Origin of the sequence: Actinomadura sp. DC4 (genome assembly GCF_030406325.1) — a bacterium.
Classification (GTDB): Bacteria; Actinomycetota; Actinomycetes; order Streptosporangiales; family Streptosporangiaceae; genus Actinoallomurus.
In genome coordinates this window covers 1-11,341 of sequence record NZ_JAUEQY010000048.1, presented here as the reverse complement: position 1 = coordinate 11,341, position 11,341 = coordinate 1, and the positions used below count along the sequence as shown (strand labels likewise).

The 11,341-nt window shown below is 71.0% G+C and carries 9 protein-coding genes and 3 pseudogenes; 4 read left to right on the top strand and 8 right to left on the bottom strand.

The annotated features are described in order from the left end of the window. Window positions 1–46 precede the first annotated feature (46 nt). Entirely contained in the window at window positions 47–922 is an 876-nt protein-coding gene (locus tag QWU11_RS44130) for an aromatic prenyltransferase (protein WP_290120576.1), read from the top strand. Between the two features lie 39 nt (window positions 923–961). Here the strand turns inward: QWU11_RS44130 and QWU11_RS44125 are convergent, their stop codons facing one another. The 7 genes and pseudogenes from QWU11_RS44125 to QWU11_RS44095 form a co-directional block, all read right to left on the bottom strand. Next, window positions 962–1,885: an SAM-dependent methyltransferase gene (locus QWU11_RS44125; RefSeq protein ID WP_290120575.1), complete on the bottom strand. Its 924-nt coding sequence runs from the start codon at window positions 1,883–1,885 to the stop codon at window positions 962–964. A 29-nt stretch (window positions 1,886–1,914) separates the two neighbouring features. Then, window positions 1,915–2,385, bottom strand: a pseudogene (locus tag QWU11_RS44120) (class I SAM-dependent methyltransferase); the annotation flags it as partial. Window positions 2,386–2,616: 231 nt separating this feature from the next. Further along, window positions 2,617–2,928: pseudogene (locus tag QWU11_RS44115) on the bottom strand (IS30 family transposase); the annotation flags it as partial. 251 nt (window positions 2,929–3,179) lie between these two features. Beyond that, a complete protein-coding gene (locus tag QWU11_RS44110; protein WP_290120574.1) occupies window positions 3,180–5,396 on the bottom strand; it encodes a hypothetical protein in 2,217 nt (738 codons plus the stop codon). Further along, window positions 5,393–6,145, bottom strand: coding sequence for a hypothetical protein (locus QWU11_RS44105; protein ID WP_290120573.1), 753 nt, complete (start codon window positions 6,143–6,145; stop codon window positions 5,393–5,395). Before QWU11_RS44105 ends, QWU11_RS44110 begins: the two co-directional genes overlap by 4 nt. Before the next feature lie 116 nt (window positions 6,146–6,261). Further along, complete coding sequence (locus QWU11_RS44100; protein ID WP_290120572.1) at window positions 6,262–6,918, bottom strand: GntR family transcriptional regulator; 657 nt, start codon at window positions 6,916–6,918, stop codon at window positions 6,262–6,264. Window positions 6,919–7,046: 128 nt separating this feature from the next. Then, entirely contained in the window at window positions 7,047–7,703 is a 657-nt protein-coding gene (locus QWU11_RS44095) for a methyltransferase domain-containing protein (protein ID WP_290120571.1), read from the bottom strand. 805 nt (window positions 7,704–8,508) lie between these two features. Here QWU11_RS44095 and QWU11_RS44090 point away from each other — a divergent pair. After that, window positions 8,509–8,691 carry a hypothetical protein gene (locus QWU11_RS44090; RefSeq protein ID WP_290120570.1) on the top strand — a complete coding sequence of 61 codons (183 nt, stop codon included), beginning with the start codon at window positions 8,509–8,511 and terminating at the stop codon, window positions 8,689–8,691. A gap of 65 nt (window positions 8,692–8,756) precedes the next feature. Then, window positions 8,757–9,089: pseudogene (locus tag QWU11_RS44085) on the top strand (VOC family protein); the annotation flags it as partial. Between the two features lie 62 nt (window positions 9,090–9,151). Here QWU11_RS44085 and QWU11_RS44080 read toward each other — a convergent pair. Next, entirely contained in the window at window positions 9,152–9,799 is a 648-nt protein-coding gene (locus tag QWU11_RS44080; protein ID WP_290120569.1) for a GntR family transcriptional regulator, read from the bottom strand. Window positions 9,800–9,949: 150 nt separating this feature from the next. Between QWU11_RS44080 and QWU11_RS44075 the strand changes: the two genes are divergently transcribed. Further along, the coding region (locus QWU11_RS44075) for an ATP-binding protein (RefSeq protein ID WP_290120568.1) at window positions 9,950–11,341 on the top strand (1,392 nt) is incomplete at its 3' end.

Below are 11,341 nucleotides of genomic sequence, written 5' to 3'. Positions count from 1 at the left end.
GGGGCCCCGGGGACGCCGAGCCGTGCTCACGTGAGGAAAAGGACGCATGCCTGATCTGGAGAGCATCCATTCGGCGGTCGCCGACACCGCTGACCTTCTCGGCGCGGCCTGCCACCGGGATGAGCTGTGGCCGGTTCTACGCGCGTACGAACCCGGCTTCACGAGCGGCGGTGTGGCCCTGCGAACGACCACGCGTGCCCGGCGAAAAGGAGAGTTAAGCGTCCGCTACCTCGAACCCGCCGACGGCACGGACCCCTACCTGCTGGCCCTCGATCGGAGGTTCACCGTCAAGGCGGACCATCCGGTCGACCGGCTCCACCAGGAGGTCCAGGACCACGGGACCGTCATCTTCAACGGCGTCGACGTCGGGGCGGCGTCGGGCTTCGAGAAGATCTGGTCCATCTACGCGGATGACGGCGCGCCGTCCCTCGGGGCGATGAGCCGAACCCCGGCCATGCCGCCGAGCGTCGGCGGCAACCTGGACTACTTCGCCCGGCACGGCCTGACCAAGGTCGCCGGCGTCGGCGTCGACTACCGAAGCCGGTCGGTCAACGTCTACTTCTCCTTCATCGACACGCGCGACACCGCGAAGATCTCGGCGATGTTCGGCGACCTCGGCTTCCACCGGCCCGACGGGGACGAGCTACGGCAGTGCCGTCAGGCGTTCGCGGTGTACTTCACCTTCACGTGGGACTCCCCCGAGGTCGAGCGCGTCTGCTTTCCGATCCGGGTCTTCGAGCCGGAGCTCATGCCGAGCCACCTCGACCCGCTGATCGAACGGTTCGTGACGGGTGCTCGGTTCCACGGCGAGGACCGCGCCTATGTCCATGCCGTCACGTCATCCCGGCACGGCCGGTACTACAAGGTCGAGAGCTTCTACCACCGGCCCGAGCCGATGATCGAGGCCGACAGGCGGACCTGACCGGCGGGTACCGCGCATGACCCGCCCGGACCGTGGGTCTCAGTCGGGCGGGGCGGCCGCGTCGTCCGCGGAGTGGGCGCCGGCGAAGAGCCACACCTGGGGCGCGCCGGGGCGCGCCAACTCGCCGGGAACCTCGCGGCCGGTCCGTCCTCCGAACCGCCGGATCGTGGTGACCTCCCGCGACCCCCATCCGTGCACGGAGAGCCATTCGCCAGGATGATCGGCGACAGGGCCGTAGCGGAACGCCCCCATCAGCAGATCCCACGCGGCCCGGTCCTGGGCGCCCAGCGCGTCGTACCCGACGTCGGCGTTGCTCCAGTGGCGGTCGAAGTACTCGCCGGCGATCCGGCTGCCCGGTGCGGACAGCGCGGTGATCCCGCGGAGGAGCTCGTCGGCCTCCTCACGGGAGAGGTACATCAGCAGTCCTTCGACCACCCACATCGTCGGAACGGCCGGATCGAAGCCGCTGGGCAGCAGGAACCGCGACAGACCCTGAGTGAGGTCGGCGACCACGGGGACCCTGACGCAGGTGGGGACGGCCCCCTGCCGTCGTAGAACGGTGTCCTTGAACTCGTGGACCGGCGCCCGGTCGAGCTCGAAGACCGTGACGCCGTCGCCCGGCGCCAGCCGGTACACGCGGCTGTCCAGGCCCGCTCCGAGAACGACCACCTGCCGGCACCCGTCGTCGGCGGCCGCCGAGATCTTCTCATCGTAGAAGGGCGTGCGCCCGGTGAAGTAGAAGTGGAAGGCGTTCCAGAGAGTGGAGGTGCCATCGGCGTTCGCGGGGCCCAGCCGCGGCAGGTCCGCCCTGCCGCCGAGGTCGGCACCGTGGACCGCCGCCACGAACGCCGTCGCGAGAGGGTCCTCGAACAGAGGGTCGGCTCCGCGCGACTCCTGCGCCCGGCTGTACGCCGTCAGCAGGGCCGTCCAGCCGGCCCCTGCCGGTATCTCGACCTTGGCCATCCTTCCCGTCCCCGTTTCTCAGAGCGCGGTCAGGCGTTGCCGCGCGCGAAGATGACGGCTCCCGGGCGGTCCTCGTCCGGCCCGATGACCAGTTCGGCCTCGATGGTGAACCCCGCGTCACGGAGCCAGCCCGCGATCGTGCCCGGCCGGCGGTCGTGGCTGTCGACGTTGATCGGGCGGCCCGTGTAACCCTCGGATGTATGTCGTGTCCCGTCGCCGACGTGGAAGCCGACCAGCAGCGGGCCCCCTGGGCGCAGCACCCGGCGGAACTGCTCGAACACACCGGGCACCGCGTGGTCGGGCACGTGGATCACGGACCAGAACGCGAGCACGCCGGCGACCGACGCGTCCTCCAGATCCAGGTCCGTCATCGTCCCGACCTCGAAGCGCAGGCCGGGGTGGTCACGCCGCGCGATGGCGATCATCTCAGGCGAGATGTCGATGCCGAACGCGTCCACTCCCAGGTCCTGGAGGTGGCCGGTGACATGGCCCGGCCCGCAGCCGACATCGGCGTACGCCGGACGAACCGCACGAGGTCCCGCGCCTTTCGGTCACTGGGTGTGGATCAGTCCGTGGGCGTTCCAGAAGTCACAGTGGTGATCGCGGGCGGAGGCGCGTGTCACGCCGGACCGGGGCGCCTTGTCCCGGCAGACACCAGTCCTGCCGACAGACTGGCGTATCCCATCGCCTTGAGTTTGCCGGCGAAGCCGAGCGAGGTGTGATTGGCGAGTTCAACCGATCGTTGCAACACCGGGCTGTTGGAGTGAGCGTAGCTGTTCCTCGAAGACTTCGGCGGGGGTCTTACGGGGGCGGTTGTTGATTGCGAGGGCGATGGCTTCAAGGTCCTCGGCCGACCACCGGGACAGGTCGGTTCCTTTTGGGAAGTACTGGCGGAGCAGCCCGTTCGTGTTCTCGTTCGTAGGCCGCTGCCACGGCGAGTGCGGGCCGGCGAAGAACACCCTCGTGCCGGTGTCGAAGGCGAACCGGGCATGGCCGGAGAGTTCTTTCCCGCGATCCCAGGTTTGTGTCTTGCGCAGCTGCTCTCCGCGCTGCCGGAGACCGAACGAGTTCAGATGATCACCGAGTCTGCCAGGAGCGTGCTGCGCGCCGTCCCGCTTGAGCGGCGGGACGCCCGGCCGTCCGAGACCTGCTCGCCCTTGCCTCCGGAGGCGCCACCTGACGTCGACCCCGTCCGCGTGGCGCGGAGGGCAGTCCGCGGCCTGCCGTCGCCGTGTCGGTAAGGCGGGCCCCCTGCGACGACCGGCGCACGGGCCCGCCTTTACAATGTAGATCACTAACGTCCGGTGATCGTCGAACGGAGCCGGACCAGGAGTACGAGCAGGAGCCGTCGCCACTCCGGCAGGAGCAGCCGGACCAGGAGGGACTCCTTCACCGGCCGCCGCTCGGCGTACACCCCCGCCCACGCCTGGATGAGATCGACCATCTCCAGTCGTCTCACGGGATCGTCGCCGGCCGCCTGGACGAACACCGACACGACGCCCTTCCTCAGGCGTGGCCGGCCCACGGCCGTGTCGAGCCACAGCCGGACGGCGTCCTCGAAGTCGGCGAACCCTCCCTCCGATCCGTACCTGTCCACCGGGTCGGCGACGGCGGTCAGCGCCACCCGCCAGGCGGGCAGGGAGGCCTCCGGGTCGAGCGCGTCCGTGCCCGTGAGGGTCAGCGCGTAGTTCTCCGGGTCACGTTCGACCGCCAAGGCCAGGAACAGTTCCGTTCCCATCCTTTCCAGGGGCGACATCGTCGCCACCGGCAGCATCTCCTCGTGCCGGTCCGCGCTCCTCGCCCATGCGAGGGCCGCTCCGAGCACGATCGGGCGATGGCGCTCCGCGAGCGTCCGCAACGCCTCCAGCAGCACGGGACGGCTCAGTTCGTCGTCCCGCATCGCCAGCTGCCCGATCACCGTGACCACGTCGCGCAGACCTCGCGGGAGGTCCTCGGCCGGCTCGTCCTCCATCACGTCGGCGACCAGAAACCGCAGCCCCAGCCGCAGCCGGTTGAGGCCGGGTGTGCCGGGGATCCCTCCGGCGGTGCGGCACCACTCCAGCATCGCCGCGAAGACCGCCCCGGGCTGGGTACGGGCCAGGGCGCGGACCACCTCGAAGACCTCATCCTGGATCTGCCGGTCGCCGTAGGTCGCGAGATGCTTGAGACGGGTCAGCGCGATCGACACGTGCGTCTCACCGAGGACCTCGCAGACGCGTGCGACGGTCAGTTTCAGCGTCTGGGCGGCGTGCCGTTCACGGGACCATTCGTAGAGCCTTCTGCGGACCCGTCCGCCCACCAGTGGATGCAGGCAGGTCCGGGCCAGCGTGGTGTAGGCGAGGTCCGCCGCCCCGGCGCCGGCCCACTGCTCCCCCATGTACAGGATCTTCTCCGCCGCCTCGTGTTCGGCCGCGAGGTCGGCGAACGTCTCGACGATCTTGATGCGGAGCGGAGGCGCGAGCGTCACCACCTCGTCGGTGGGCAAGGTGGACAGCCACGTCAGCAGGTCCATCCGGGCCAGCGGGTATTCATCCCACACGTGCCGTAGCACCGAGTGGGCGAAGCCCTCTCTACGGAACACGATCCGGCCGTCCACGGAGTCCGCGTCGAGAAGCTCGTTCAACCGCCCGGACGGGCACCACGCCAGGCCGCCGCCCGCCGCGACGATCTTGAGCTGCCGGGCCAGGGACAGTGCCGCTCCGTACACGTTCGTCTCGTCGGCCGGCGTGATCGTCGCAGCCGCGATCATCAGGGTCTCCTCCCGGAGATCGGGATGCGCGGTGAACCAGCCGTGTAGTTCCTCCGCCCATCCCCGGTACGCCTGCTCCACCTCTCGCGCGTCACCGCCACGGCCGGCGGTCATGGCGAGGTCGGCGAGCCGGCGCGCCTCACCGGGCGAGGCGTCCTTCAGCAGCTCCGCCGCCCTCGGCCAGCCCGGCCAGTGCGTGTCGCCGAAGCCGCGGTGGACCAGCCGGCGGCGGTAGACGGCATCGGCCGGCGGCGGCTGGACGGAGATGACCCGCAGGAAGTCGGTGAAACGCCGCTGCTCGGCCTCGGTGCCGACGACCAGCAGGAAGGCCTGGGAGGTCACGACCGTCTCAAGGCACGTACGGAGCCGGGTGGCCTCCTCATCGCCCGCGCGGACCAGATATCCCCTGGCCTCGGTGGTGCCGATCTCCTCGACGTCGTCCTCACCGGTGGAGAACAGGCGGATCGGCATGTGCGGGTGCAACTGACGCAGCGCCGCGACCGCCGTGGTCGCCACCCCGGCGCCCGGCGGCCCCGCCAGCGCGACGATGTGGGACGACTGGAGGGTCTCGACGATCTCCTGGTGGTTCACGGCGGGCACGTATCCGGCGACGCGATCGGCGATCTCACCCTCGGACAGGACCATCGAGGGGCGGCCGCGTACGAAGTTGAGCTGGGTCTGGATCAGGTCGCGGTTGACCGTGTTGCCGAACGCGTTCTGCGAACCGTCACCCTCGATCGTGATGTCCTCGATCGTGGTCACGACCCCTCCTGGTGAAAGTCGCGACCGATGTTGTTACCGAACACGTTCTGGGTTCTGTCGCCGTCGATCGTGACTCCGCTGATCGACGGCGCGCCGGGTACGGGTACGGGGCCGTCCTCGCGCGGCGAGGGAGGCGTGGGCGGCGGGGGCGTCCGGGTCAGCGATGGGACCGGTACGTAGAGGTAGGCGGGCCGCTCGTACTGCTTCACCTTGACCCGTACCTCGGTGAACTGGCTCTCCCGCAGCTTGGTCCGCCCGCCCTCGACGTAGGTGCCGAACAGCTCCGCCGAGAGGAGGAAGGCGGCGAAGGTGATCTCCGGGTCGCTCCCGCTCAGGGCGTCGCGCAGCGGCTCGGCGTCCAGGAGCCGGTTGACGTCGATGGTGGCCGTGGAGATGCCCGGGGCACCGGGGCGTTCGTCGTCCACGAGCCCGTAGTGCAGCGCCACCCGCAGCCGCAGCCGCAGCCCGCGGGCTCGTAGCTCCGGCGCGCACGCGGCCAGCGCCTCCTGCAGGCGGCGCGGGAACACGTCGACGAGTGCGGGCGCCGACTCCAGCGGCAGCATCGCGAGAACACCGTCCCCGGTGCTCTCCATGAACTTGACCGCCTCCCACGCCTCGCGTAACCCGCTGCCGGCACAGGCCGCGGCCAGGACCCGCCGGATCTCCCGGTGGACGTCGGGCAGTTCCGAGTCGCGGTGGGCGCTGAACTTCTCGGCGTCGACGACGAGCAGCGCGCGAAAGGTCTCCATGATGACTCCCCAGGTGCGTCAGGACTCGCACCAGCATGGGGTGGCGTCATGGAGGGCAATGTCGGAAATCAGACACTGCCGCGTCCGAACTCGGCCAACACCCGGTCTCCCGACCCTCAGCGGTCTTCGGACATGCCGAGGCTGTGCACCGTCGTACGGGCGGCGAGGATGTGGGAGCGCATGACCGACTCCGCCCACTCGCCGTCTCCGGCGGCGAGGGCGGCGATCAGCTCGTCGTGGTGGAACATGCTGGCTCGCAGCCGCTCCGGCGCGTACTGGCGGAACGTGCGGTGGACCAGCGGCACGTCGATGAAGCCGCGGATCAGGACCTCGATCTGCGCGTTGCCGCCCGCGCGGGTGATCGTGAGGTGGAACTCCCCGTTGAGCTCGGTGAGCCGGTCGGCCGCCGGGCCGCCGGGGCCCTCCCCCGCGAGCACGTTCATCTCCGCGGCCAGCTCGCGCAGCGCGGTGAGCTGCTCGGCGGTGATCCGGGCCGCCGCCAGCTTGGCCACGTAGCTCTCCAGCAGGGCGCGCGCCTCGTAGAGGTCGTCGAGTTCGCGTTCGCTCCACGCGGTGACGCTGGCACCTCGGTTGGGCACGAAGTCGACCAGGCCCTCGGAGTCCAGGCGGCGCAGGGCCTCGCGGATCGGCGTACGGGAGACGCCGATGCGCTCGGCCAGTTCGGCCTCGCGGAGCCGGTCGCCGCGGGCGAACTCGCCGGACACGATGCCGGACCGGATCACCGAGTACGCCGTCTCGACCGCTTTCGCCACGACCACACCTCCTGAGAGCCCTCCCGTACACAGTTTCACGATCTGCTCCGTTGTATACAAACAGACCCGGAGGCGAGACGGGCAGGAGGCCGGAGAGCGGACAGGGAGGTTCCCGGTCGTGCTCTGAGTCACTCGTTCAGGTGGAGGGTGGCGAGGTAGGCCGTGGAGTTCGTGGCGTTGACGACGTCGGTGAGCTCCCAGCCGGTGCCGGTCGCGAGCTCGGAGAGTTCGCGCGGTGCGAGGCACAGGTAGTGGAACCAGGGCGTGGCCATGTCCCGGTGACGAATGCGCATGGTGCGCTGTCCGGCGATGCGGCCCGCCCGGAGATTTCGCCGGTTGTAGGCCAGATGCTCGGGGTCCGTCGAGTCGGTGCGGTTGTTCCCCTGGCCCACGATCACGGCACCGGGTGCGGCCATCGTGGCGAGGGCGCGCAGGAACTCCGGTGCCCGTTCGCGGCTGTCCAGTAGGCCGAGGTTGCCGCCCAGGAGCAGGAAGCTGTCGTACCGTGCTCCGGTCGCGGCGTGGTCGTCCACCGTGCCGTGAACGACACTCCGTATTCCCTGCCGCCTGCACACGTCCACGGCGCCGGGAGAGACGTCCATCGCGGTGACGGGGTGGCCCCGGTCCTGCAGTGCGCGCGCCGCTCGTCCTCCGCCGGCGCCGACGTCCAGGACCTTGCCCTTGAGCAGGTCCAGTGCTCGGCGATCGTCGTCCGACCACTGGTCGGTCGTCGCGATCCAGGACGCGACGGGGGCGGCCTTCACCATGCCGTCATCGCGTTCCACGATCTGGAGCACAGGGGCGGCGTCCGACTCCCGGGACGCCTCATAGGCGATACGCAGCGTCTCCCCGATGGCATCGCCGATGCGAGGACCGGGCCGGCCCGTTCGTTCCGCTCCGTCGTTTACCCGGCCATCACCGGGCTCACGGACCGTGGGGGTGTCCATCGCGTCTCTCCTGGGCATGAAGGAGGCCGGCGGGCATCATGGTCTGCCCTCCGGCCGGCATACGGCACGTTGTCACTGCAATGAGGAGATGGGCACGTCATTGTCGCCGTGCCGAGCCGGCCTTATTTTCAGATGAGGTCCATGCGCCACCTCCCTTCGAGGGGTGCTCGGCGCTTACCGTACGGCACAGAGAGCCGATTGATCACTAATCCGTTTCCATATTCGACACCGGCCTTTTCCGGATACGGTCTGCGGTTCGGGACCCTCCGTTCCCGGTGACAGCGCTGATCCGATACCGCCGATACACTGGGCAGACGCCGCTGCCGGGGCCGGACCTATGACCATCCGGGAAGCGGCGGTCGCACAGCATTTCGCGACAGAATGCCGTCCTAAATATGCAAATCGAAACCGGCCGCAGGCCCGCCGGAGCGGGACATGGGAATAGACGGTATCGGGCCGGGCCCCGGCCAATCACTGAGCGTTCGGCAAGAGGCGCGAGGCGTACGCGGCGGGTCGATGCCGGGGACGCGGGCGACCTCGCGGAGCGTGGCGGCCAGCACCGGGCCGGTGCCGGTGACCTCGTAGGAGAGGGTCGGTCGGTGAGATCGCGACGCGTACGGGATTCCCGCAGAGCAAGGTGTCGTTGTGCGCGGCGTGGCTGCGCGAGGCGGTTTCGATCGATCACGCCGTCGAGGCGGCCCTGGGCACCACCGATCCGGAGAACGTCGCGGAGGTCGTGGCCGCCCTGGAGCTCGCCGGACGGCTGTCGCCGGAGGTCCTCAGCCGACCCTCATTGAGGCCGGAAAGTGGCCGCAGTTCTCTCTAGCGTTTCCCGGGCCGGAGGGAGAAGGCTCCGGCGACGCCGGATGGCCCTTCAGCCGGGGACGTGTCATGGACTGGAAGCTCGAACTCGTCGCGGTCCCCGTGTCGGACGTCGACCGGGCCAAGGCGTTCTACGCGGACCAGGTCGGGTTCACGGCCGACCACGACCATCGGGTCAGCGAGGAGATCCGTTTCGTCCAGCTGACGCCGCCGGGCTCGGCCTGCTCGATCGCCATGGGCCTGGGCGTGACCGACATGCCGCCAGGTTCGGTACGCGGCCTGCAGATCGTCGTCCCGGACCTCGACGCCGCCTGCGCCGAGCTGAAGGGGCGCGGCGTCGAGGTCGGCGAGATCCAGCCGCTCCCCGGGGGCCGGTTCGCGTTCTTCGCCGGCCCGGACGGGAACGGCTGGGCCCTCCAGGAGGTGACGACCCGTCTCCAAGGCAGCCGCCTTTACAAAGTAAGTCAGCGCCTCGCGTCGGCCGCGGGCAGCGCTTCGATGACGCTGCGCAGGTGGGCGCGGGCCGCCTGCTCGGCGGCCTCGGGGTCGTGGGCGCGGATCGCGTCGATGATGGCCAGGTGCTCCGGCAGGGACACCGAGGACCGGCCGGGGTACATCGCGAGGCGGAACTGATGACGGACGTTCTGCCCGCGCAGGCGTTCGAGGACGGAGGAGGCGGTCCCCTGACCGCTGATCTCGCGGATGCGGCGGTGGAGGCGCTCGTTCAGCCCTGAGTAGCCCAGCACGTCACCGGAGGCCACGGCCTGCCGCATGCTCTCCCCGATGCCGGCGAGTTCGGCCTCTTCGTCCTTGGTGACCCGCTCGGCGGCCTTGGCGGTGCAGAGGCCCTCCACCACCATGCGCACCTCGGAGATCTCGATGGCCTCCTCCAGGGAGACGGCGCGCACCCTCGCCCCGCGGTTCTGGACGCGCTCGATCAGGCCCTCGTTGGCGAGCTCGAGCAGCGCGGCGCGTACGCTCGCCCGGCTGGCGGTGAACCGCTCGGACAGATCGGCCTCGACCAATCGCTGGTTCGGCACGAACTCGCCGCCCAGGATGGCCGCGCGGATGCCGGCCACCAGAGACCGGCCGTTCTCCTCGTCTGATGACACTGCCGATCCCCCAGAAACCCGTCGCCGTCGCCTCGGAAGTCTAGCGACACGCGATGCGGCGGCCCGAAATTCCCGCAAGGCCGATGTATCAGCGGGCGCCCTCCCGGCTCTTGATTGGTGAGATGTCGTAATCGCGGGGGTGTGTGCGCCATGAGAGTGACCGATCCCGTCGAACCTCTGCCATCCGGGCGGTGGCCGTTCACCGGGAGAGATGAGCAGATCGAGCAGATCACGACCGCACTGCGCGCCCGTACGGGGCGGGGCGTGGTGCTGGCCGGCGGCGCCGGAGCGGGCCGGAGCCGTCTCGCGGCGGAGGCCGCGCGTACGTTCGGGCCGGTGCGGCGGGTCGTGGGGACCCGCTGCGGCGCGGCCCTTCCGTTCTCGGCCTTCGCGGGCCTCCGCTCGCCGGACGGCGGCGCGGACCCGATCCGCGAGGTGGCCGAAGTGCTGCGCCGCCCGCCGGGGCACGACCGGCCGGTGCTCGTCGTGGACGACGCGCACCTGCTCGACCCCGAGTCGGCGGCGCTGGTCCACCACCTCGCCGTACGCCGCGAGGTGCGCCTGATCGTCACCGTACGGGACGGCGAACCGGCCCCCGACGCGATCGTGGCGCTCTGGAAGGACGACCTGCTGCGCCGCCTGGAGGTGCCCCCGCTCTCCCACGACGACCTGGCCCGGGTGCTGGGCGGCGCGCTGTCCGGGCACGTCGAGGCGCGGGCCGTACGCCGGCTCACCGCGGTCGCCGGGGGCGACCTGCGGATGGTCGAGGAGCTCGTGCTGGCGGGCACGCTGGCGCACCGGGACGGCGTGTGGGGCTGGCGGGGGCGGCTCGCGGTCAACGGCCGCGTACGCGAACTGGTCGCCAGCCGGCTCGGCGACCTGGACCCGCCCGAGTGGGACGCGCTGACGTACCTGGCGTTCGGCGCTCCGCTGCCGCCCGGGACGCTCACCCGCCTGGCCGGCCCGGAGACGGTCGAGCGGCTGGAGGCCGAGGGCCTGCTCACGTGCGGCGGCGGCGCGCCGTACGCGGGCGTCATCCGGGCGATGTGCGGCCCGGTCCGGTCGGCGCGGGTACGGCGGACGCTGGCCGAGGCCGAGCCGCTGGACGCGCGCGCCGCGCTCTGGCGGCTGGACGGCGGCCTGCCCGGCGACCCGGGCGCGCTGGCCGACAGCTGCCGTACGGCGCTGGCCGCCCTCGACGTTCCGCTCGCCATGCGGCTCGGAGGCGCGGCGGTGGCCGCCGGCGGCGGGGACGACGCGGCGGCGGCGTTCGACCTGGCCGCGCCCTTCGGAACGCTCCGCGCCGAGCAGGAGCGGCTCACCGCCGCCGTGCTCGCCGGGGACCTCACCGCCGAGCCGCTCCTCGGCGCGGACTCCGAGTGGGACGTCGCCGCCGCGGCGTACTGCGGCCACCAGGCGCGGCTGCACCGGCTGCGCGGCGAGGTGCGGCAGGCGCTGGACCACGCCCGCGACGGCGCCTGGCGGCTGCGCGGCGAGCCGGCGGCGGGCCGGTGCCTGGGCGAGCTCGCGCACGCGGCCGGG

What these genes read in the sequence shown, in the direction of transcription:
- QWU11_RS44130 (WP_290120576.1), top strand. Translation starts at nt 47, where the DNA reads ATGCCTGATCTGGAGAGCATCCATTCGGCGGTCGCCGACACCGCTGAC.
- QWU11_RS44125 (WP_290120575.1), bottom strand. Translation starts at nt 1,885, where the DNA reads ATGGCCAAGGTCGAGATACCGGCAGGGGCCGGCTGGACGGCCCTGCTG.
- QWU11_RS44105 (WP_290120573.1), bottom strand. Translation starts at nt 6,145, where the DNA reads ATGGAGACCTTTCGCGCGCTGCTCGTCGTCGACGCCGAGAAGTTCAGC.